The 22,265-nt window shown below is 67.3% G+C and carries 21 protein-coding genes, 1 tRNA gene and 1 pseudogene; 8 read left to right on the top strand and 15 right to left on the bottom strand.

Features of this window, described 5'->3' with window-relative positions:
- Positions 1 to 26: 26 nt before the first annotated feature.
- Positions 27 to 893 (bottom strand): patatin-like phospholipase family protein, encoded by an 867-nt coding sequence (locus WS64_RS11520; protein ID WP_059573647.1) that lies wholly within the window; start codon positions 891 to 893, stop codon positions 27 to 29.
- 8 nt (positions 894 to 901) lie between these two features.
- On the bottom strand, positions 902 to 1,306 hold the full coding sequence (locus WS64_RS11515) for a PaaI family thioesterase (protein WP_027785770.1): 405 nt from the start codon (positions 1,304 to 1,306) through the stop codon (positions 902 to 904).
- A gap of 190 nt (positions 1,307 to 1,496) precedes the next feature.
- Between WS64_RS11515 and WS64_RS11510 the strand changes: the two genes are divergently transcribed.
- Together WS64_RS11510 and WS64_RS11505 are read left to right on the top strand one after the other, a co-directional pair.
- A tRNA-Lys gene (locus tag WS64_RS11510) sits at positions 1,497 to 1,572 on the top strand.
- Positions 1,573 to 1,747: 175 nt separating this feature from the next.
- Positions 1,748 to 2,800, top strand: coding sequence for a DUF3592 domain-containing protein (locus tag WS64_RS11505; RefSeq protein ID WP_060966503.1), 1,053 nt, complete (start codon positions 1,748 to 1,750; stop codon positions 2,798 to 2,800).
- Positions 2,801 to 2,836: 36 nt separating this feature from the next.
- On the opposite strand, the gene WS64_RS11500 is transcribed toward WS64_RS11505, so the two are convergent.
- Positions 2,837 to 3,451, bottom strand: coding sequence for a CGNR zinc finger domain-containing protein (locus tag WS64_RS11500; protein WP_060966502.1), 615 nt, complete (start codon positions 3,449 to 3,451; stop codon positions 2,837 to 2,839).
- Positions 3,452 to 3,532: 81 nt separating this feature from the next.
- Between WS64_RS11500 and WS64_RS11495 the strand changes: the two genes are divergently transcribed.
- Entirely contained in the window at positions 3,533 to 4,348 is an 816-nt protein-coding gene (locus WS64_RS11495) for an alpha/beta fold hydrolase (RefSeq protein WP_060966501.1), read from the top strand.
- A 25-nt stretch (positions 4,349 to 4,373) separates the two neighbouring features.
- Here the strand turns inward: WS64_RS11495 and WS64_RS11490 are convergent, their stop codons facing one another.
- The 5 genes from WS64_RS11490 to phnA all read right to left on the bottom strand — a co-directional run bounded on the left by WS64_RS11490 (position 4,374) and on the right by phnA (position 9,509).
- Complete coding sequence (locus tag WS64_RS11490) at positions 4,374 to 5,132, bottom strand: amino acid ABC transporter ATP-binding protein (protein WP_059573599.1); 759 nt, start codon at positions 5,130 to 5,132, stop codon at positions 4,374 to 4,376.
- Entirely contained in the window at positions 5,129 to 5,809 is a 681-nt protein-coding gene (locus tag WS64_RS11485; RefSeq protein ID WP_059573598.1) for an amino acid ABC transporter permease, read from the bottom strand. The genes WS64_RS11490 and WS64_RS11485 overlap by 4 nt, the downstream gene beginning before the upstream one ends.
- A 14-nt stretch (positions 5,810 to 5,823) precedes the next feature.
- Entirely contained in the window at positions 5,824 to 6,606 is a 783-nt protein-coding gene (locus WS64_RS11480; RefSeq protein ID WP_059573597.1) for an amino acid ABC transporter substrate-binding protein, read from the bottom strand.
- 180 nt (positions 6,607 to 6,786) lie between these two features.
- Positions 6,787 to 8,241: a phosphonoacetaldehyde dehydrogenase gene (gene phnY / locus WS64_RS11475; RefSeq protein ID WP_060966500.1), complete on the bottom strand. Its 1,455-nt coding sequence runs from the start codon at positions 8,239 to 8,241 to the stop codon at positions 6,787 to 6,789.
- Between the two features lie 29 nt (positions 8,242 to 8,270).
- Positions 8,271 to 9,509, bottom strand: coding sequence for a phosphonoacetate hydrolase (gene phnA / locus WS64_RS11470; RefSeq protein WP_060966950.1), 1,239 nt, complete (start codon positions 9,507 to 9,509; stop codon positions 8,271 to 8,273).
- A gap of 141 nt (positions 9,510 to 9,650) precedes the next feature.
- Here phnA and WS64_RS11465 point away from each other — a divergent pair.
- From WS64_RS11465 to WS64_RS11455, 3 genes and pseudogenes are all read left to right on the top strand, one after another.
- Positions 9,651 to 9,872, top strand: a pseudogene (locus tag WS64_RS11465) (2-aminoethylphosphonate--pyruvate transaminase); the annotation flags it as partial.
- A gap of 90 nt (positions 9,873 to 9,962) precedes the next feature.
- Complete coding sequence (locus WS64_RS11460; RefSeq protein ID WP_060966499.1) at positions 9,963 to 11,351, top strand: FAD-dependent oxidoreductase; 1,389 nt, start codon at positions 9,963 to 9,965, stop codon at positions 11,349 to 11,351.
- A 691-nt stretch (positions 11,352 to 12,042) separates the two neighbouring features.
- Positions 12,043 to 12,408: a hypothetical protein gene (locus tag WS64_RS11455; RefSeq protein WP_155720418.1), complete on the top strand. Its 366-nt coding sequence runs from the start codon at positions 12,043 to 12,045 to the stop codon at positions 12,406 to 12,408.
- A gap of 141 nt (positions 12,409 to 12,549) precedes the next feature.
- Here the strand turns inward: WS64_RS11455 and WS64_RS11450 are convergent, their stop codons facing one another.
- Positions 12,550 to 13,275 (bottom strand): phosphonate utilization associated transcriptional regulator, encoded by a 726-nt coding sequence (locus WS64_RS11450; protein WP_060966498.1) that lies wholly within the window; start codon positions 13,273 to 13,275, stop codon positions 12,550 to 12,552.
- 291 nt (positions 13,276 to 13,566) lie between these two features.
- Positions 13,567 to 15,207: an L-lactate permease gene (locus tag WS64_RS11445; RefSeq protein ID WP_060966497.1), complete on the bottom strand. Its 1,641-nt coding sequence runs from the start codon at positions 15,205 to 15,207 to the stop codon at positions 13,567 to 13,569.
- Positions 15,208 to 15,625: 418 nt separating this feature from the next.
- Here WS64_RS11445 and WS64_RS11440 point away from each other — a divergent pair, with 418 nt between their 5' ends.
- The gene (locus WS64_RS11440) at positions 15,626 to 15,943 is read left to right on the top strand and encodes a DUF4148 domain-containing protein (protein ID WP_060966496.1); all 318 of its coding nucleotides are present in this window, start codon (positions 15,626 to 15,628) and stop codon (positions 15,941 to 15,943) included.
- A gap of 72 nt (positions 15,944 to 16,015) precedes the next feature.
- On the opposite strand, the gene gshA is transcribed toward WS64_RS11440, so the two are convergent.
- From gshA to ada, 3 genes are all read right to left on the bottom strand, one after another.
- Positions 16,016 to 17,629: a glutamate--cysteine ligase gene (gshA, locus tag WS64_RS11435; protein WP_060966495.1), complete on the bottom strand. Its 1,614-nt coding sequence runs from the start codon at positions 17,627 to 17,629 to the stop codon at positions 16,016 to 16,018.
- 463 nt (positions 17,630 to 18,092) lie between these two features.
- Positions 18,093 to 19,052, bottom strand: coding sequence for a DNA-3-methyladenine glycosylase family protein (locus tag WS64_RS11430; protein WP_060966494.1), 960 nt, complete (start codon positions 19,050 to 19,052; stop codon positions 18,093 to 18,095).
- The gene (gene ada, locus WS64_RS11425) at positions 19,049 to 20,140 is read right to left on the bottom strand and encodes a bifunctional DNA-binding transcriptional regulator/O6-methylguanine-DNA methyltransferase Ada (protein WP_060966493.1); all 1,092 of its coding nucleotides are present in this window, start codon (positions 20,138 to 20,140) and stop codon (positions 19,049 to 19,051) included. Before ada ends, WS64_RS11430 begins: the two co-directional genes overlap by 4 nt.
- Before the next feature lie 429 nt (positions 20,141 to 20,569).
- Here ada and WS64_RS11420 point away from each other — a divergent pair, with 429 nt between their 5' ends.
- A complete protein-coding gene (locus tag WS64_RS11420) occupies positions 20,570 to 20,983 on the top strand; it encodes a VOC family protein (protein ID WP_060966492.1) in 414 nt (137 codons plus the stop codon).
- 21 nt (positions 20,984 to 21,004) lie between these two features.
- Here WS64_RS11420 and WS64_RS11415 read toward each other — a convergent pair whose 3' ends face one another.
- Together WS64_RS11415 and sap1 are read right to left on the bottom strand one after the other, a co-directional pair.
- Positions 21,005 to 21,559 carry a YaeQ family protein gene (locus tag WS64_RS11415; RefSeq protein WP_060966491.1) on the bottom strand — a complete coding sequence of 185 codons (555 nt, stop codon included), beginning with the start codon at positions 21,557 to 21,559 and terminating at the stop codon, positions 21,005 to 21,007.
- A gap of 190 nt (positions 21,560 to 21,749) precedes the next feature.
- Positions 21,750 to 22,097, bottom strand: coding sequence for a surface attachment protein Sap1 (sap1, locus tag WS64_RS11410; protein WP_060966490.1), 348 nt, complete (start codon positions 22,095 to 22,097; stop codon positions 21,750 to 21,752).
- Positions 22,098 to 22,265: the final 168 nt, after the last annotated feature.

The following is a 22,265-nucleotide window of genomic DNA, read 5'->3' as shown; positions in this document are numbered from 1 at the left end:
GTGGCCCCGTTGCCCGATTCCTGCCGTCAGGCGGCCACGCGGCCGCCCGTCATCGCGTCGACGCGCGTGAGGAAGTGCTCGCCGTCGCGCCGCCCGAGATCGTACGCATGCCGCATCTGCGACGGGCTCGTGTAATCCCAGCTCGAAATCGGCACCTTGCTCGACGGCTGCACGTACAGCCGCCGCTGGTCGCCATGCGCGACCGTGAACATCTGCGGACGCGGATACAGCCGCGTGACGAGCACCAGCACGTCGCCCGGAGACGGATCGAGCGCATCGACCGGCACGTTGTCGACCATCCCGCCGTCGAGCACCGGCCGACCGCCGCGCCGCAGCACCGGCGTGAACGGCGGCGTGCAGGACGACTGCAGGATCAGGTCGGCGAGTTCGTCGACGTGCGCGCAGGCCTGCGCGCGCACGAATTCGGGCCGAAAGCCGAGCGTGCGCCCGAGCGTCGGGTGCAGCGTCTTGCGCACGTACTTCTCGATGTTGTACGCGACGAGGCCGGCCGCGACCGCGCTGCGCGCGCCGAGCCAGCGCGGCACGTGCGACACGCCGATGCGGATTTCCGGCGCCGCGGCGAGCTTCGCGAACGGTTCGCCGTAGATGTCGAGCAGCGCCTGACGATAGATCCGGTAATGCGGAAACACCGGCTCACGCCCGAACAGGTTGCCCCAGTACGCATTCTTCCGGTTGTGGCGCAGCGCCTCCTCGTAATAGCGCATCACCCATGCGGCGTCGCGTGTATACAGCATGCAGGCGGTCGCCGCGCCGGCCGAGATGCCGGTGATCACGCGCGGGCGCAGGCCGAGGGCCGGCTGCGCGACGTCCCAGAAGCCGGCCTGCCACCAGCAGCGATTGCCGCCGCCCGCAAAGACGATCTGGTCGAACATCGCGCCGCTCAGCTGACGAGCGCGTAGGTCGACGTCGCGTGGACGGCCATCTTGCCGTCCTCGTCGAACAGCTCGACTTCGCCGAACACGAGGTTGCGACCCATCCGCAGCACGCGCGCGGTGACGAGCACGTCGCCCTTGCGCACGGGACGCATGAAGTTCGTGTTCAGCGACACCGTCGTCATCGGCCGGAATTCGCCGAGCGCAGCCGAGATCGCGACCACCATCGCGGTGTCGGCGGCCGCGGTGAACACCTGGCCGCAGATCACGCCGCCCGAATGGCGGAACTCGCCGGAAAACGGCAGGCGCAACGTGACGCTGTCGTCGCCGATCGACACGGGGACCAGACCCAGCGAGCGGACCCACGGGGCAAGCAGGCGATCCAGCAATTCGCGGACTGCGTTTTCGTCCATCTTCGAATGTCCAGAAAACGTTGCGCGACCGTCGCGCAACGCGTGTGGCGTCATCATACCGGGAGCGCGCAAACTGCGACCGCTCGTTACCGCGCCGGCAACCGTCGCCGGCGTGACGAAATATTTTCGGGAAATTCGCAGAAAAGGCTTGCCATGTCCCGAAAACCCCGGCATAATCTTTCTTCTGTTGGGGGCGTTAGCTCAGTTGGTAGAGCAGCGGACTCTTAATCCGTAGGTCGAGTGTTCGAGTCACTCACGCCCCACCAGGAATTTCAAAGGCCGGTCAGCGAAAGCTGACCGGCCTTTTCCGTTTTGGCGCGCCGCGCGCCTTTCGCGGTACGCCGCCGCACGCCCGTCGCGCATCGTTTCCGCTAGAATCGTCCGATAAATATCACACGACCGGCGCGGGGTTCGTCATTTGCCCGCCGGCACTGAGAGAACATGGGACGTCAGACATGGAAGCATGTGAACGAGACGCGACCATTCAGAGGGCATGGTTGCGCCGATATCGGCCTGTCCGTCGCGATGGGCCGCTCACCCGGGCCGGCCCCGATCCGCGCGACGCCCGAACCGGATCGCGTCATGCCGGGTAAGGACGCGCTGGTCGCACTGATGATCGGTGTCGTGCTGTTCGTGCTGGCCGGCGTGCTCGCCGTCACGGCCGGCCGGGAACCCGACCGCCTGGTCCGCGCGCCGGGCACGGTCGTGCGCATCGTCCAGGACAGCGATGCAATGCGCGCGTACCGGCCGATCGTCGCGTACCTCGCGAACGACGGCCGGCGCCGCGAAGTCGCCGGCAATACTGCATCCGCGGTGCCCGCGTACGACATCGGCGAGAACGTCGACATCCTGCTCGACCCCGACCACCCGGAGCGCCCCGCGCTGATCGACGATTTTGCGCAACGCTGGCTTCCGGTGGCCGTGCCGGCGCTGCTCGCCGTCGCGTCGTTCGCAATCGGCGGCCTGCTGCTCGCGGGCGAGCGACGCCGCCGGCAGTCGGGCCCGGCGCTGCGCCACGTCGAACGCAAGCCGGCACGGCGCCGCTGGGATGTCGCGATCGCGCTGATTCCGATCGCGATCGGCACGGGTTTCCTCGCCGGCGCCGGCGCGGCCGGGCTGCGTCAATGGCAAATCGTCCACCACTATGCGCGTTCGACCGGCCATGTGGTCGAGATCGCGAAAAACGGACGGCCGTCGCGGTCGCGCACGTCGCTGTATTCGGCCATCGTCGCATTCACGACCGACAGCGGGCGGCTGATCACATTCGCCCAGGGCTCGGCGTCGTCGCCGCCGGGCCTCCACAAAGGCGATGCGGTCGACGTGCTGTACGATCCCGTCACGCCCGAGCGTGCGCTCGTCGACCGCTTCTGGGATCGCTGGGGCCTCACGGCCATCCTGTTCGCGATCGGTGCGCCGTTCCTGGCGGCCGGGCTGTTCGCCGCCGCGACGTTATGGCCCGACTATCGGCCGCACGAAGCCGAGGCCGCTCGCTGACCCACGCGCGGTGCGGCAACCGCCGCGCCGCGCGCGTCACCGCTCCCTGAACGCCTCCACCTTCGCGCGGTTCCCGCACGTGCGCATGTCGCACCACCGCCGCCCGACGCCGCGGCCGCGATCGACGAAGAACCACGTACACCGGCCGCATTGCCGGACGCGCGCGAAATCGTCGCTGCGCATCAGATCCTCGAAACCGAGCGCAGCCGCATCGATCCAGCGCGACGCAGCGCGCGCGTCGGGTCGCCACGCGAAGCGGCCGCCAACCGCATCGAACGCACTCCGCCCGATCGCCTCGCGGATCGCCACCGCGAGCCGGTCGGCAGCGCGCGCGCCCGCGCTGCCGCCGCCCGCGGCCGTCAGATGCACGATCGCGGCGTACGCATCGTCGCGAAAGCGGTGCAGCGCCGCCAGTTCGTCGGGGCCATCCTGGCGCGGATGACGCAGCAGCCGCGCCAGATCGTCGGGCGCCAGCAACCCCGCTTTCCCGGCCCACGCACGCACGGCCGGCCAGTCGACGAGTTTGTCCTCGTCGCGCGTCTTGCCCGTGTCGGCCACCGTGTTGAGGAAGTCGAGCGCCGGATGGCCGCCGACGAAATCGGCCGCGCGCCATTCGTGCCCGTGCCGCGCCGGGTCGGATCGAGTAACCATTTATTTTCACCTATCGGTTTCATATCCGGAAAATCCGGCGTAACCTGTTAACAACCAAAACAGGTTAGCACGGAGAAGCCGATGCTCGAACTTCCGAACCGCTTCGATTTCGAAGGCCACCGGATTGCATGGGGCACGCTCGGCGAAGGCCCGCCGCTCGTGCTCGTGCACGGCACGCCGTTTTCGTCGCAGGTATGGCGCCGGATCGCGCCGTGGCTCGCGCGGCGCCATCGCGTGTATTTCTACGACCTGCTCGGCTATGGCCAGTCCGACATGCCGGACGCGGACGTGTCGCTCGGCCGCCAGAACGCGCTGTTCGGCGCACTGCTGAACGAATGGACACTCGCGCGGCCGCGTGTGCTCGCGCACGACTACGGCGGCGCCACGGTGCTGCGCGCGCACTTCCTCGACGGCATCGCGTATGCGGATCTCACGCTCGTGAACCCGGTCGCGATCGCGCCGCAAGGGTCGCCGTTCGTGCGTCACGTCGCGCAGCACGAAACCGCGTTCACCGGCCTGCCCGCGTACGCGCACCATGCGCTCGTGTCGGCCTATATCGGCCAGGCGGTCGCACGACCGCTGAGCGACGAAGCACTGTCGATCTACCGTGCACCGTGGCTCACGCCGGCCGGCCAGGCCGCGTTCTACCGTCAGATCGCGCAGATGCGCCAGCGCTACATCGAGGAAGCGGAAGCCCGCTACGCGCCGCCGGACTTTCCGGTGCGCATCGTGTGGGGCGAGGACGACGCATGGATTCCGCTCGAGCAAGGGCAGGCGCTCGCCGATCGCGTCGCGAACGGCAAGCTGATCCGCGTCCCGCACGCGGGCCATCTGGTTCAGGAAGATGCGCCGGAGGCGATCGTCGCCGCGGTGCTCGACGCGCACGCGCCACGCTGACCGCCAGCCATCTCGCGCCGCGTCGTCAGAACACCGGCACGCCTTGCGCGAGCGTCGCGACGAACTTCGCGGTGCGCGGGTCGCGCGGCCGGCCGAACAGGTCGCGCGACGCGCCGGCTTCGACGATGCGGCCATCGGCGAGGAACACCGCATCGTGCGCGATCGACGCGGCCAGGCGCAGGTCGTGCGTGGCCATCAGCATCGTCGTGCCTTCCCGCGCGAGCTGGCGCAGCACCTCGACCACTTCGACGGACAGCTCCGGATCGAGCGCCGACGTCGGCTCGTCGCACAGCAGCACCTGCGGAGACGGCGCAAGCGCGCGCGCGATCGCCACGCGCTGCTGCTGTCCGCCCGATAGCGTGGCCGGCCATGCGTCGGCCTTACCCGCGATGCCCACCTTGTCGAGCAGCGCGAGCGCCCGCTGGCGCGCCTGCTCGCGCGGCCAGCGCTGCACGGTCACGAGCCCCTCCATCACGTTCTGCACGACGCTCAGGTGCGGAAACAACTGGAAGTTCTGGAACACCATGCCGGTCTGCCTGCGCACCGCGAACACCGCGTCGCGCGACGGCCGGCGCCCCGGCACGAATGCGATGCGCGCATCGCCGACCGCGAGCGCGCCCGCCTCCGGCACTTCGAGCAGGTTCACGCAGCGCAGCAGCGTGCTCTTGCCGCTGCCGGACGGGCCGATCAGCGCCGTTACGCTCCCCGGCTGCAATGCGAGGTCGATTCCGCTCAACACGCGATGCGAGCCAAACGACTTGTCGATGCGCTCGAGACGGATCATCGCAACTCCGCGTGGAACAGCGCATGCCGGCCGAAGCGGGTTTCGAGGCGACGTTGCAGCGTGGACAGCACCGAGCTGAACAGCAGATAGATCAGCGCGGCTTCGGTATAGAGAATCAGCGGCTCGTAGGTCACGGCCGCGATGCGCTGCGCGGCCTGGAAGATCTCGGGCACCGTCAGCACGGCAGCAAGCGACGTGTCCTTCACGAGCGAAATGAACGAATTCGACAGCGCGGGCAGCGCGACGCGCGCGGCCTGCGGCAGGATCGCGCGGCGCAGCGCCTGCGCGCGCGTCATCGACATCGAGTACGCGGCCTCCCATTGCCCCTTCGGGATCGATTCGATCACGCCGCGAATCACTTCCGCGTTGTACGCGCCGACGTTCAGCGAGAAGCCGATCACGGCGGCCGTCAGCGGATCGAGCACGATGCCGACGCTCGGTAGCCCGTAGAAGATCACGAACAACTGCACGAGCAACGGCGAGCCACGGAACAGCCAGATATAGAAACGCACGACGGCCTGCGCCCAGCGCGGCCCGAACAGCCGCGCGAGCGCTGCGCCGAACGCGAGCAACAGGCCGATCGCGAACGACGCGAGCGTGAGCGGAACCGTAAACACGAGCCCTGCAACGAGCAGGGGGCGCAGCGATTCCGCCATCAGGTGCAGCCAGGCCGGCATCGTTCAGCCTCGCGTCACGGCTGCGACACGTCGCGGCCGAAGTACTTCTGCGAGATCTTCGCGTAGGTGCCGTCCGCCTTGATGTCCGCGAGCGCCTTGTCGATCGCGGCCACCAGTGCGGGGCTGCCCTTGCGCAGCAGCACGCCGGACGCGTCGCCCGCGCCGCTCGTGTCGGTCGCCGCGATCTTCAGTTTCGCGTCGGGCTTGTGCTTGCGGAAATCGAGGTACGACAGCGAATCGTTGATCGTCGCATCGACGCGTCCGGACGTCAGCAGGTCGATCGATTCGTTGAAGCCCTGCACGGGCACCACGTCGGCGCCGTGCGCGGCCGCGAGCTTGCCGAAATTGCTGGTCAGCGTGTTCGCGGATTTCTTGCCCTTCAGGTCGTCGAACGAGCGGATCGTCGTGTTGTCCGCGCGCACGATCAGCACCGCATGCGACGTGATGTACGGCGTCGAGAAGTCGTATTTCGCCTTGCGCGCGTCGGTGATCGACACTTCGTTCACGACCGCGTCGTAGCGGTTCACGTCGAGGCCCGCGATCAGCCCGTCCCATTTGCCTTCGACGAACTGCGGCTTCACGCCGAGACGCTGCGCGATCGCGGTCGCGATGTCGACGTCGAAGCCCGTCAGCTTGCCCGTCTCGTCGTGGTACGTGAACGGCGCGTAGGTGCCTTCGGTACCGATGCGGAACACGCCGGCCGACTTGATCTGCGACAGGTCGTCGGCAGCCAGCGCGCTGGTGGCCGCGGCGGCCTGCAGCAGCGCGACGATCAGGATGGAGCGGAGGAATTTCATGGTGCGGACCCCGAATGATTGGAGAGAATCATCCCGCCGGCACGCCTGCGCCGTTCGAGAGGTCCGCGAATTCTACCGATGCGGGAAGGCCCGGCAAAAACGCAAATCGGCTAACGATATGAGCCGATCGAATAACGACCACGCCAACCTCGATGCCGGCACGGGCCGCTTACACGTCGCTTACCATGGCAACGAATACGTCTTCGTGTTCGTGAAGCTCTTCATCGCTTCCTGCACCCCCTCCTTGTATCCGAGCCCCGAATCCTTCACGCCGCCGAACGGCGTCAGCTCGAGCCGATAGCCGGGCACCTCGCGCACGTTCACGCTGCCGACTTCGAGTTCGGTGATGAAGCGCGTGATGTGGTCGAAGCGGTTCGTGCACACCGACGACGACAGCGCGTAGTCGGTGCTGTTCGACATCCGGATCGCTTCGTCGATGTCGCGAAAGCGCAGGATCGGCGACACCGGGCCGAAGGTTTCATGCTTGACCAGCGGCATGTCGGGCGTCACGCGGTCGACGACGGTCGGCGAATACAGCGCGCCGTCGCGCACGTTGCCGACCAGCAGCCGCGCACCGCGTGCGATCGCGTCGTTCACCTGCTGCTCGCAGAATTGCGCGGCCGCTTCGTCGATCACGGTGCCCATGTCGACCGACGGATCGGACGGATTGCCGTACGACCATGCGCGCGTCTTCTCGACGACGAGTTCCGTGAAGCGATCGGCCACTGCCTCGTGCACGAGCATCCGCTTGATCGCCGTGCAGCGCTGCCCCGAATTCCTGTACGAGCCCGACACCGCGAGCGTGCTCGCCTCGTCGAGATCGGCGTCTTCCATCACGATGATCGGATCGTTGCCGCCGAGTTCGAGCACCGCGCGCCGGTAGCCCATCCGCGCGGCGATCGATTTGCCGATCGACACGCCGCCGGTGAACGTGATCAGGTCGATCGCCGGGTTCGTGATCAATTCGTCCGCAATGTCCTTCGGGTCGCCGGTGATCACCTGCAGCATCTGCGGCGGCAAGCCGGCTTCGTACAGGATGTCCGCGAACAGGCAGCACGACAGCGGCACCTTCTCCGACGGCTTCACGACGATCCGGTTGTTGGTCGCGACCGACGGCACGACCTTGTGCGCGACCTGGTTCATTGGGTGGTTGAACGGCGTGATCGCCGAAATCACGCCGAGCAGCGGGTCGCGCTGCGTGTACACGCGGCGCTTCTTGCCGTGTGGCGTCAGATCGCACGAGAAGATCTGCCCGTCGTCCTTCAGCACTTCGCCGGCGCCGAACGTCAGCACGTCGGCCACGCGGCCCGCTTCGTACGTCGAATCCTTGATGCACAACCCGGCCTCGGCCGTGATCAGCGCGGCGATCTCCGCGGTGCGAGCGCGCACGATGTCGGCCGCGCGGCGCAGGATCGCCGCGCGATCGTGGCGCGTGAGCGTCGGCCGGTATGCACGCGCGACCGCGAATGCGCGGCGCACGTCGTCGAGCGTCGCCTTCGGCACGGTGCCGACCAGTGCGCCGTCGTACGGGTTGCGCACGTCGATCACCGCATCCCGCTGAATCCGCTCGCCGTCGATTCGCAGTGCCTCGCGACGAATCTCGCGCACCGCCGTCGATGCTGCAAAGGCGTTCATGCCTGTATCTCCCCAAGGATGCGCGTGCATCACTGCAGATGGTTGAGCGCGATATCGATGATGTCGAAGTTGCGCAGCCGCGCGCGGCCCGCGACATCGGTCGCGACCGGCTTGCTGAAGATCAGCGGCACGATCTGCTCGGAGATCCCGCCGTGCGAGCGCAACGGCACGTCGAGGCCGGACAGATCGTGCTTGATGCGGCGCGTGCCGAGCACGACGTCCTGCCTGGAGATCACGATCAGGTCGCCCATCCGCGCGGGCGGCAGCTCGAAGCGCGCGCAGCCTTCGGCGCCCGTCAGCACGACGTCGATGCCGTCGACCGCGGCGAGCCGCGCGCGCAGCGCTTCGGCATCGGCCGTTGCCGGCACGTAGACGGTCGCGAACGAACCGAGCGCACCATGGTGCACGACGTACGGATCGGTGATCGGCAGGATCACACGCGCCGCATCGTGGCCAAGCCATTCGTCGAACAGCTCCTGCAGGTAGACGACGTTCGGCTCGCCGGTCGCGTCGTCGTGCTTCGCGTTCATCCCGTGATCGGCCGTGATCGCGACGATCGCGCCGAGTTCGTCGAGGCGCTTGAGGTAGGTATCCATCATCGCGTAGAACGCGTTCGCGCCTTCCGTGCCGGGCGCGCACTTGTGCTGCACGTAGTCGGTGGTCGACAGGTACATCAGGTCGATCGGGCGCGTCTCGAGCAGGCGCACGCCGGCCGCGAACACGAATTCCGACAGCGCCGCGCTGTACACGCTGGGCACAGGCTTGCCGACCAGCTCGAGCACGTTGTCGATGCCGTTTTCCTCGACGCTCGCTTCGTCGGCCTTTTCCGACGAGAAGCAGATGCCCTTCAGCCCCTTGCCGAGCAGGCGGCGCAGCTTGTCCTTCGCGGTGACGACCGCGACGCGCGCGCCCTGTTCGGCGAAGGCCGCGAGCACGGTGGGCGCGACCAGGTACTTCGGATCGTTCATCAGCACCTCGGCGCCGGTGTCCCGATCGTAGAAGTAGTTGCCACTGATCCCGTGGATCGCCGGCGGCACGCCGGTCACGATCGACAGGTTGTTCGGGTTCGTGAAGCTCGGCACCACGCATTCGCCCTTCAGTGCCGTGCCCGGCTTCAGCAGCGTGCGCAGGAACGGCGCGACGCCGGCCTCGGCGGCCTCTTCCAGATATTCATACGCGCAGCCATCGACGCAGACGACCACCACGGGCCGGCTCATCCAGTTGTAGCGGCGGCCGTTCACTTCCACGGAGACGGGCGTTTCAGTCATGACGTTCATTCCTTTCGGGGCGAAGCGGTGAGCCGTCGGCGCCCGTGCCGCGCCGAACGAGTGTTTCGATGCTTGACATTAAAATGGACGATTTGTAGATTGTCAACAACATGCAAAAAGCAGGAAGCAACGCGATGGCGCCCGGACGATCCGAATGACGACTGCAAGCGGTGTTATCAGGAGGTCAAAAAGGGCGACTACATTCCGTATCCGGGCAAGCGGACCGAAGTGCAGACGTTCCGCGTCGGCTGCATCGGTCGCGTCGGCGAAGCCGGGATTCCGCGCACTGTCGCGGCGATCGCCGACACGCTGAAGGCGATGGATGTGCGCCGCAGCCGCCTATCGGCCGAAGCGGCTGCATGACGATGTGACGCGACGTACCGGCCGCATACGCATGCGGCCGTCCGTTTTTCCGGCTGTGCGCCGCACGGCCCTTTATCGACGAATGCTCCGATGCGCCCCTTCTGGATCGAACAAGCGCTGTTCAACGACGGCGATCTCGCCCCCGCGCTGCAAGGTGCGACGCGGGCCGACGTGTGCATCGTCGGCGGCGGCTTCACGGGCCTCTGGACCGCGATCCAGGCGAAGCAGCACAACCCCGCGCTCGACATCGCGATCCTCGAGGCCGACCTGTGCGGCGCCGGCGCGAGCGGCCGCAACGGCGGCTGCCTGCTCACGTGGTCGGCGAAATTCCTGACGCTGCGGCGCCTGTTCGGCGAAGCCGAGGCGATCCGGCTCGTGAGGGCGTCGGAAGCGGCCGTCCAGCACATCGCCGACTTCTGCCGCGCGCACGGCATCGATGCGGACCTGCGGCTCGACGGCACGCTGTACACCGCGACGTCGCGCGCGCAGGTCGGCACGCTCGCGCCGGTGCTCGACGCGCTCGCCGCGTGCGGCATCCACAGCTACGAACATCTGCCCCCCGCCGAAGTCGCGCGCCGCTCGGGCTCCGCACGCAATCTCGACGGCGTGTACTCGCCGATCGCCGCGACCGTGCATCCCGGCAAGCTCGTGCGCGGCCTGCGCCGCGTCGCGCTCGATATGGGCATACGGATATACGAGCGCACGCCGCTCGTCGACTTCACGCCAGGGCAGCCGGCCGTCGTGCAGACGCCGTCCGGCAGCGTGCACGCAGGCAAGCTGGTCTTCGCGATCAACGCGTGGATGGCGAGCCGCTTCCCGCAGTTCGAACGCACGATCGCGGTCGTGTCGAGCGATATGGTCATCACCGAGAAATGCCCGGCGTTGCTGGCGCAGACGGGGCTCGTGGACGGCGTGTCGGTGCTCGATTCGCGGATCTTCGTCTACTACTACCGCACGACGGCCGACGGGCGGCTGATGCTCGGCAAGGGCGGCAACACGTTCTCGTGGCGCAGCCGCATCGCGCCCGTGTTCGACCGGCGCTCGCCGTACGAGGCGCAGCTCACGCGGAGCCTGCGCGCATTTTTTCCGTCGCTTGCGGGCGTGCCGATCACCGCAAGCTGGAACGGGCCGTCGGACCGCTCGGTAACAGGCTTCCCGTTCTTCGGCCGTCTCGACGACGCGCCGAACGTGTTCTACGGCTTCGGCTATTCGGGCAACGGCGTCGGGCCGACCTACATGGGCGGGCAGATCCTGTCGTCGCTCGTGCTCGGCCTCGACAACGCGTGGACGCGCAGCCCGCTCGTGCGTGGCCCGCTCGGCCAGTTTCCGCCGGAGCCGATTCGCTATGTCGGCGCGCATGTCGTGCGCAATGCGATCCGCCGCAAGGAGCGCGCGGAAGACGAGAACCGGCAGCCGTCGGTCGTCGATACGTGGCTCGCGAAGTTGGCGAGTGCGGCGGGGAAGGCGGACAAGGCGTAAAGGGCGGGGCGAATGCGGCGAGGAACGGGAGAGGCCGGCGGCTCGCCGGCACCATCATGTCGCCAGCCTCTGTCGAATCCGCACATCGACCGAACAACAGGGGGGGAAATCCCGCTAATAGAAAAAGTCCGATTCCAGGCGCCGCTTTTGTTTCGAAACGCAAAATCCCCCATGAGGACAATCACGCATCGACAAGACATGTCCCAGCTAAAATAAAACTTATAAAACGGCGCGCCAATCCATACGCTTTATTTTTGTCATTTCATTATCTCGATTTTATTATCAAAAACAGCATGACAGGATTCAAACGATCCGACAAATAGAATCCCGCTTTTTCTTTCATGCACTCATCAACAACCATTGAAATCTTGATTAGCGATTCCCGATCCGTCTCGAGAGGGTCCCGGTTCGGACATGTCGCGATTGCAGTCGATGGGGTCGTATATGGCCGAGCGCACCCGGGATGGGACGTAGATAACATCCTGAACTACTTAAATCGCCAGCAGACCAAGATGCAACGCGATACGATCGGCTATCTCCTTCATACATCCAGGGATGAGAAAAGGATCATCGTTTCCGAGATAAAACGCCGGCTACACGAAAACAAACCATACGCTCTCATCGACAACAATTGCTCCTCGAACATAGCCGAAGTACTTGGCAAAGCGGGAATTCTGGCTCACGACCCGAGATGGCAACTCCCGAGTATCATAGCGCCTGCGGATTTGATGACCGGTCTGCGCCATTCGAAACGCCTGATTGGAATCCGACGGTATCCGAAAAAATGACACGCCTGCTGCTACTTGTCGCGCTCACGATGATGATCGGTGCGTGCTCGAAATATAAAGACGAGAAATGGGCGGCACTTCGTGACATGCCGGCCTTCGCCGAGCCAAACGACGACAGAACGCATCCGATCTTCACGGTCAGGAAAGGCGAATCCTGCGTCCCGGTGGCGGATCGGGCTGCGAAGATTTACGCGTACACGCAAGTGCGCTGCGAATCCGGAACGGGTTGGGTGCTCGACGACTTCTTTGATAAGCAGCGCGGCCAATGATCGGCGGCGAGCGATCCCCGCATTCGAACGAATATCATCAATGTCCCGCGGAGCGCGCGCCTTCAGCGCTCTGCCATGCAAGCGGGCGATGCGCACCCACTCCGCGCCGCGTCACCGTGCGGTAACCGCCAACGCGGCAATTCACGCGCCCGCCTTCTCCCGCACCGCCTTGCCCGTCGCGGGCAACCCCTGCTCATGCATGCGGCGCATCCGTGCGAGACCATGCGCGACGTGCTCGCGCACGAGCGCGACGGCCTTTTCCTCGTCGCCGGCCGCGAGCGCCTGGACGATCCTGTCGTGCTCGGCCGCCGACACCGCGATCGCATCCTCCTCGGCCTCGATCGCCGCCTGGCGCAGCAGGCCGAGCTGGCGCACGAGCCGCCGGTAGGTATCGACGAGATGCGTATTGCCGACGCCGACGACCATCGCGTCGTGAAACTGCACGTTCAGCTCGGTATAACGCGTGACGTCGTGCGCCTTCGCGGCGTCCTTCATCGACTGAATGATGCCCTTCAGCACCTTCAGCGTGTCGGGCGAGATGCGCTTCGCGAGCGCGCGCGCGACCGACTCGTCGAGCATCGCGCGCACTTCGTAGATCTCCTCGGCCTCGCGCAGCGGCACGACGCGCACGGTCACGCCGCGGTTCTTCTCGTTGCGCAGCAGGCCGGCCTGTTCGAGCGCGCGGAACGCTTCGCGCACCGGGCCGCGCGACACGTTCAGCTTCGTCGCGATATCGACTTCGTTGAGCTTTTCGCCGGGCGCGTATTCGCCGGAGACGATCGCGCGCTCGAGCATGTCCTGAACGATCATCGCGAGCGACTGGCTTTGCAGGAGTTCGATGGCGCTGAGCGCGTTCGGGGCAGTCATGGTCGGGCAGGCGGCGGAGCTGTCGGTGAAAACGGGGGCGCCGTATCGGCGAATGATCGTTGTATACCGTCGCCCCGGCATATTGTCCACAGTTTTCAGTCGCCAAAATCCCATCCTGCGCGCCGGAGCGCAACCAACCTGCAACCGGCACGCCTCGGCCGTGCGGCACGCGGCGGGCGAACGCGCGCCGAGCCGCCGCGCGCTCGCCGTTTTCCGCACGCTACGTGGCGCTTTTCCCGCGCCTTCCCTCGTTGTTTTCCTCGTGCCTTCCTTCTGCGGCGGCGCCGTGCGTCACTTCGGCAGCGCCGGAATCATCCACGTCAACACATGCTGCTGCAGGAACACCAGCACGCCGAGCAACAGCGTGAGAATCACGCTGTGCCAGAAGGTGCGGGCGAACACGACGCCCTCCTGCCCTTTCAGGTCCGTCGTCGACACACCCGTCGCGATGTTCTGCGGCGAGATCATCTTGCCCATCACGCCGCCCGACGAGTTGGTCGCCGCCATCAGCACCGGATCGAGGCCGAGCTGCCGCGCAGCGACGACCTGCAGGTTGCCGAACAGCGCGTTGCCCGACGTGTCGCTGCCGGACAGGAACACGGCGATCCAGCCGAGCGACGCGGACACCAGCGGGAACAGCGCGCCCGTCGACGCGACGCCGGTACCGAGCGTGTAGCTGATGCCCGAGTAGTTCAGCAGGTACGCGAGCCCCACGATCATCATCACCGTGACGATCGCGATCCACGTTTGCCGCCACGTCTTCACCACGCATTCGACGAACGCACCCGGGCCGGTGCGCGTCAGCGCGGCCGTGATGATCGCCGACACGAGGATCGCGGTGCCGGTGCCGAGCGGCTGGAAGTCCCAGATCGCCGCATACGGCTTGTGGTACAGCGACACGTACACGGCGTTGTGCAGGCCCGGCCACTTGATCTTCACGTCGCCGATCGCCGCGATGTTCGCGTGCACCCACACGATCACGACCACCGACACGACGAGCCACGGCAGCCAGCCGCCGAAGCTCGCGCGCGCGGCGCCGGCGGCGGCCGGCACGCTGCGCGCGAGCGCGTATTGCGGATCGGGCTGCGGCTTCCACACCTGCAGGAAGCCGATCGTCACGATCAGCGACGAGAGCGACGACAGCACGTCGGTGAGCTGATAGCCGAGGTAGTTCGACGTGACGAACTGCGCGAGCGCGAAACTGCCGCCGGATACGAGCAGCGCCGGCCACAGCTTCGAGATCGAGCGCAGCCCGCCATACGCGCCGACCACGTAGAACGGCAGCAGCAGCGCGAAGAACGGCAACTGGCGGCCGACCATCTGCGCGAGCGTCGCGGGCGGCAGCGACGTGACCGCGCCGAGCACGGTGATCGGCACGCCGAGCGCGCCGAACGCGACCGGCGCCGTGTTGAACAGCAGCGTATAGGTAAGCGCTTCGAGCGCGGGGAAACCGAGCGCGATCAGGAGCGCGCTCGTGATCGCGACCGGCGTGCCGAAGCCGGAAATCCCTTCGAGCAGACAGCCGAACGAGAACGCGACGACGAGCAGCACGAGGCGGCGGTCGTCGGGCAGGTTATCGAGCATCCACTGCCGGAACTGATCGAAGCGACCCGACTTCACCGCGATGTTGTACAGCAGCAGCGCGTTGAAGACGATCCACATCACCGGCACGACCGCGAGCGCCATGCCGGCGCCGACCGCGTTGAACGCGAGGCCGGCCGGCATCCCCCACGCGCCGATCGCGACCGCGAGGCCCGCGACGAGCCCCGCGAGCGATGCCTGCCACGCGGGGCGGCGCAGCACGCCGAGCGCGATCAGCGCGACCGCGATCGGGATCACGGCGACGAGAAACGACAGGAGCAGCGAGTGGGCGACGGGCGTCAACGGTTGCGCGAAGACGATGCCGGGCGGTAGGGCGTCGGTGGGATTCATCGTGTCTCCAGAGTCGACCCGAATTCGCATGTCGATGCGCCGGGTTCGGTACAAGGCGATGTCCTGCAGTCACGGCCGCGATCGGGCGCTTGCATGCGCAACGACGTTGCGCGGCCAACCGATCGGTCGCTTAAAAGAGGTTAGGAGGCGCGGCACGCTTGTACAAGGGGGAGAAGCCCGATGCGGGCGAGCCGATGCGGGCGGCCCGCCGCACGATGGCCGGCAGATGGCGCGCCGCTGTCGCGTGCGACAGGAAACCCGTCGTGACGACTCACCGGCGCCCGCAATGTTGCGCGACCGGGAAAGGTGACTGCCGGCTACGAGGATGTTTCGTTGAGCATCCGAAGCCTAGACTGGCTGCATCGTTTCCGGCCGCGCCGGCGATGGCGCGGCGCCGGAACCTCACGGAGCACACACGATGAAGACGATGAAACACGCGGCATGCGCATTCGTGCTGATCGGCGCGGCGTTCGCCGCTCACGCGCAAGCCGCGTCGACGCTCACGCGCGCGCAGGTCCGCCAGGAACTCGTGGCGTTGCAGGCCGCCGGCTACCGGACGAGCCTCGCAAGCAGTCCCGACTTTCCGGGCAACATGCAGGCGATCATGCAGTGTGCCGCGCAGGCGCGCGGTGAAGGCGACGCTGCCGGTTACGGCGGCGCTGCCCGGGCCCGCACGGAATCGGGCAAGCCGGCGCTGCCGCACGTGGTCGATCGCGGCACGTACGCCCATCACTGATCACCGATGGAACCGGATGGCCGTCGCATCGCGGCGTGGCGCAGCATTCTGCGCCGGCCGCGTGCGCGATCGTCACACGCTGAAGCGGTTCAGCGTATAGGCGCGATAGGCGGCGACGAATGCGTCGAACGATCCGGCCTCCTTCGCTTCGAGCTCGGCCTGCTCGGCGAGCGACTTCGCGGCGAGCGCCTGCTCGGTGCGCAGCGTCTCGGCCGACGGCGGGCGCGCGCGGAAATGCGCGGCATGCGCTTCGCTCTGCGCGAGCGCGAACGCGAGGAACGACTGGCCGTTCTCGCGCATCGTGCGCAGCACGCGCGCGGACGGCGTGCGCTCCGGATCGGCGAGCTTCTCGCGCTGCGCGGCAATCGCGCGCGCATGCGCGTCGCCGCCGCGGATTTCGTCCAGACGTCGGCCGACGATCTCGATATCGCCCATCAGCTCGTCGGCCCACTGCTGCAGCGTGATCGACTGGCCGTCGCGCGTCAGCGTGAGCCCCGGCTTGCGGCCGTCCAGCGTCACGCTGCCGAAGTTCGCGTTCGCTTCCTTGTATGCGTCGCAGTCGAGCGGCGCGCTTTCGTCGAGCGCGCACGCGAGCAGGAACGCATCGATGAAGCGCGCGGTCTCCAGCGCGATGCCGGTCGGTTCGAACGGATCGATGTCGAGGCAGCGCACTTCGATGTACTGCACGCCGCGCGACGCGAGCGCATGCAACGGCCGCTCGCCCGAATACGTGACGCGCTTCGGCCGGATCGTCGAGTAGAACTCGTTCTCGATCTGCAGCACGTTCGTGTTGATCTGGATCCACTCGCCGTCGCGATGCGTGCCGATCGCCTCGTACGCGGGATACGGCTCGCTCACGGCCTTCGACAGCGCGTCGAGATAGCCGGGCAGCGTGTTGTAGTCGACGTGCAGCGCGGCCTGGGCCGTCGTGTTCGAGTAGCCGAGATCGCTCATCCGCAGGCTCGTCGCATACGGCCGGTACAGCGTATCGGCGTCGAACGTGTCGAGCTTGTGCGGCTTGCCGCGCAGGAATTTCGTGTCGAGCACCGGCGACGCGCCGAACAGGTACATCAGCAGCCAGCTGCGGCGGCGGAAGTTGCGGATCTGCGCGAGATAGCGTTCCGACTGGTAATCGACGAGCGTCGCCGTCGATTCCTCTTCCGCATGCAGGCGCCGCCACACTTCCTCGTGCAGCGAGTAGTTGTAGTGGATGCCGGCGATGCACTGCATCGTGCGGCCGTAGCGATACGCGAGCCCGCGCCGGTACACCGTCTTCAGGCGACCGATGTTCGACGTGCCGTAGTCGGCGATCGGGATCTGGTCGTCGGCCGGCAGCAGGCCCGGCATCGAGTCGTTCCACAGCAGCTCGTCACCGAGCGACGCATACACGTAGCGATGCAGATCGTCGAGGCGTTCGAGCGTGAGCGCGGCGTCGCGCTCCGCGGGCGTGATCAGTTCGATCAGCGCTTCGGAATAGTCGGTCGTCAGCGCCGGATGCGTGAGCGCCGAACCGAGGGCGCGCGGATGCGGCGTGAATGCGATCATCCCGTCGCGCGTCACGCGCAGGCTTTCCTTTTCGATGCCGCGCAGGCCGTCGGGCAGATGCTGCCGCGTCGGGCCCGAGCTCAGCGCGTCGAGGCGTTTCAGCAGCAGTTCGGACTGGCGGTAAGTCATGGTGTTCGACATGGAGACGCAAGTGCGTGACGGCCGCGCGCAGAACGCCGCGCGCGGCCGGCTGGATTGTTGGTCGCTTCGTTGGTAGCGGGCACTTTAACATCTCGCCGGAACCCGCGCTTGAGGTGGCGCCGGGTCCGGCGCACGGGCCTGAGCGGGCCACCGGACGGGCCGGACGCGCCGGTCCCGGCCTCCATCGCCGGTTCCGGACAACGCCGGTCGGCACGCCGGCCAGCGGAATTCGTCTGACGGAACGTGAACGGCGAACGGCTGGCGCGCGGGTGCAACCATGCCGCTGAATGGATCGGGAAGCGACGCGTGCGCGCATATCGCACGCGCAGCATCGGGGAAGCGCCGAATGCGTGGCGTCGCCGTGACGGGCCGCGTCACGCCTGCACTCGCCGCATGCCGGTATCGCGTGCGCAACGGGTTGCGGCACTGCCTGCTGGCGGTCGCACCTGGCCGGCCGCCGCAGTTACCCGCCGCGCGCGCCGCTCGCTCGGTCAGCCACTTCGTTCCACAGATGCAGCGCCGCATACGCGCGCCATGGCCGCCAGCCTTCGGTGCGGCGCTTCTGGCGGGTGAGCCGGTCGAGCGCCGGGTCGCGCGCGGCGATCGACTGCATCAGCACCAGATCGGATGCCGGCCACGCATCGGGGTCGCGCCACGCGCGCATCGCGATGTATTCGACGGTCCACGGGCCGATGCCGGGCAGATCGAGCCACGCGCGGCGCAGCGTCGCGAGATCGGCATGCGCGCGATCGACCGGCACGTCGCCGGCCGCCACCGCGCGCGCCACGCCGGTCAGCGCCGCCACGCGCTTGCCGGGCATCCCGATCTTGTCGAGATCGCACGCGGCCAGGGCGTCGGGCGTCGGGAAACGCCACGCGGGCGCGCCGTCGTCTTCATGAATCACGCGTTCGCCGGCCCGTTCGACGAGCCGGCCGACGATCGTCGTCGCGGCCTTCACGCTCACCTGCTGGCCGACGATCGCGCGCACGGCCAGCTCGAACCCCGACCATGCGCCCGGCACGCGCAAGCCCGGCGCGGCCTCGACGAGCGGCGCGAACCACGGATCGCGCGCGAGCCCGCCGCCGATCGCGGCCGGATCGGCGCCGAGGTCGAACATCGTCGCGACACGTGCGGCGAATGCGTCGTCGACGTGACGCGCGACCGCCCCTTCGACGGTCGCGATCAGGCAGTGCTTGCGCGGGTGCTTCGCGACGGTGAGCCGGCCGGCATCGCCGTGCAGATCGACGATGCGGCGATACGCGCCGCCGGCCACCTGCTCGACGCCCGGAATCGCGCGCCCGCTGAAGAAGCGCAGCACGCGCGCCCAGTCGTACGGCGCCTTGTAGCGGAGTTCCATCTGCGCGGACGGCGGCACCGGGCCGCCGTTCGCGACAGACGTGATCGTTATCGTGTCGATGCTCAAACCGCGCTGCCCTCCGTCTCGGCTTCGGCTTCATCGTTGTGAACATGGCGCGCCTCGGCCGCGAGCAGGGTCGCCTTGCGGCGTACGCCCCAGCGATAGCCGGCGAGCGCGCCGCCCTTTTGCACGACGCGGTGGCACGGGATCGCGAGCGCAACCGGATTCGACGCGCACGCGGACGCGACCGCCCGCACCGCGCGCGGCGAGCCGAGCGCCTCGGCGATCTCCGAATAGCTGCGCGTTTCGCCGTACGGGATATGCGTCAGTGCTTCCCACACGCGCTGCTGGAACGCGGTCGGCGCGATGTCGAGCGGCAGGTCGAACGCGTGCCGCGTGCCGTCGAGGTAGGCGCGGATCTGCGCGACGAACGGCGCGAGCCGGGCCGACGATTCGACCAGTTCGGCCCGCGCGAACGCGCCCTTCAGCTCGACGACGAGCGACGCCGCGTCGTCGCCGAACGCGATCCGGCAGATGCCCTGTTCGGTCGCGGCGACGAGCACCGTGCCGAGCGACGTCGACGCGGTCGCGTAGTCGATCCGCAGGCCGGCGCCCTGGCGGCGAAACGCGGACGGCGCCATGCCGAGCTCGCGCGACACCGACGCATAGAGCCGCGACGGCGAGTTGAACCCCGCGTCGACGGCCGCCTGCGTGACCGGCTGGCCGTTTAGCAGCGCCTGCCGCAGCGCGGCGCCGCGCTGCGCGGCCTGGTACTGCCGCGGCGACACGCCGACCACGCGCTTGAAGAGCCGCTGCAGGTGGAAGGGGCTCACGTGCACGGCGTCGCTCAACTGCTGCAGCGTGAGCCGCTCGGCGTGCGCGTCGAGCACCGCGCACGCGCGATTGACGATTTCCAGCTCGCGCGGCAGCCCTTCCGGCTGGCAACGCTTGCAGGGCCGGAAACCGGCCGCGCGCGCGGCCGCCGGATCGGTGAAAAAGGACACGTTCTCGCGGCGCGGCTGCCGCGACGCGCAGGTCGGGCGACAGAACACGCCGGTCGTGCTGACACCATAGAAGAACGCGCCGTCCGCGTGCGGATCGCGCTCGGTCACGGCGCCCCAGCGGGCATCGTCGGTCGGATAGGCGGTTTTCATCTGAACCTCGCACTCTCTAGTGTAGATGGTGCCTACTCTAGCCATCGGCACATGCCGTCGCGCCCTGAATCTTGCTCTGTGATTCGTGCCCGAAAATCGGGGGCGCATCAGTAGGGATAAATGCGACGAAATGTGCGCGGCGGCGGCTCAAGCACCGTTTCCGTCATCGTCCCGTCACCGTTTTGCTGCAGTGCGGATGCGACAAATCGCCGTCCTGACGTTTTTTTGCAATCGGAATATTGCGTCGCACCATCGCCGTGTGTATAGTTGGAACTGTCTCCTCCATGTCTCCTCCTGATATGGATTAAGCCCGTTCCGCTCTGCGTGAACGGGCTTTTTTTCGTCCGTCGATTGTGCCGCGTTCCGGCCGGCAGCGCAGGCGCGATGCGTCTACACTCGATGCTCGTCGACTGCGAAGGAGTCCCGCCCATGAAGCCCACCATCCGCGGCATCGATCACATCGTGCTGCGCGTGACCGACATGGAGGCCGTGACGCGCTTTTACTGCGACGCCGTCGGCTGCCATGTGGAGAAGGAACAGCCCGATCTGGGCCTCGTGCAACTGCGGGCCGGCGATGCGCTGATCGACCTGCTGACGGTCGGCGGCCCGATCGACCGCCCCGACAGCGGCCCGCCCGGCGCGGGGCGCAACCTCGACCACCTGTGCCTGCGCGTCGAGCCGTTCGATCCCGACGCACTGATCGCCCATTTCGCCGCGCATGGCGCGCGGCCCGGCGCGCCGGCCGAACGCTACGGCGCCGGCGGCTACGGGCCGTCGATCTACCTGTTCGATCCGGAAGGCAACATGGTCGAATTCAAGGGGCCGCCGGCCGCGCTCGGCTGAACGCGGCCGGCGCGCGAGCCGTTACGCGTCCGCGCGCGCCTTCAGCACGGTCCACTCGACCGCGACCGGATCGTGGTCCGCGCTCGAGATCCATGCGGCGCCGTCCTGCACCGTGCACTGCAGGCGCATCGTGCGCTCCGCGAGCCGCCCGAGCGCTGCCGCGACGCCGTCGGCGAGCGACAGCACCTGCACGTTGCGCAGCCGTTCGACCTTGCTGCGCACGCCCTGCCACCAGATATCCGACGTCTTGCCGCCGTACGCGATCACCGTGACCTGCCCGGCACGCCCGGCCGCCTTCGAGATGCGCCGTTCGTCGGGCTGACCGGCCTCGATCCACACGTCGATCGCGCCCGTCAGGTCCTTCTGCCACAGGTCGGGCTCGTCGACGTCCGACAGCCCCTTGCAGAATTCGAGCCGCTCGTGCGCGAACAGCGCGAACGCGACGATGCGCACCATCATCCGTTCGTCGGTTTCCGACGGATGGCGCGCCACCGTCAGCGCGTGATCGGCGTAGTAATGCCGATCCATGTCGGCGATTTGCAACTCGGCTTTGTAGATCGTGGATTTCAGCGCCATGCGGATACGGCCCGGGCGGGCATTCGGTTCGGTCGGGCCGTGATGATACCGAATGCGGGCCGTCGGGCGCGCGTCATGCGCGACCCACAGCGCAACGGCCCGGCATTGGGCCGGGCCGCGTTCGGTTCGCGCCGCCGGCTCGTCGGGCCGGCACGCTCGCGCGTCGTGCGACTGCGCGGGGAATGGACGGTTACTGCTTGACGAAGCGCGAATCGGCCCAGAGGCCTTGCTGGTCGCTGTTGTCGGCGCTGACGAACTGCACGTCGCCCTCGTCGACCGACACCACGCGGAAGCGCTGGCCTTCCGGCACCGACAGGCAGCGGAAGTCGTCGAAATACTGCTGCTTCGCCTGCGACTTGCCGTCACGTTCGTGACTCAGTACGGAGTCCAGATTGTCTTTCGACAGGCAACCCCATGCATTCTTCGTCAGCTGGATTTCCTGCTTCGGCTTGACGGCCGAATCGCCGCCGGCCTGGGCAATCGACACCGCGCAAAACGCGCCGACAAGGGCAAAAAGGACACCGGTACGCTTGATCATGTTCTGTCTCCAGGCTTGCGGGCACCAGGCTGGGTTAGCTATGTGTTTAAAGGTGATCGTGAACCCGCGTTTTTCACTTTAGAAGACCGGCAAACGATAGCAAGCACATTTGTTGTGCGACCGCAATAGCGGCGGATTGTCGCACCCCGTGCGCGCCCCGCTTTTCGC

It is taken from the genome of Burkholderia anthina, from assembly GCF_001547525.1.
Classification (GTDB): Bacteria; Pseudomonadota; Gammaproteobacteria; order Burkholderiales; family Burkholderiaceae; genus Burkholderia; species Burkholderia semiarida.
The sequence above is the reverse complement of the archived record's forward strand: the minus strand, read 5'-3'. Positions and strand labels throughout refer to the sequence as shown.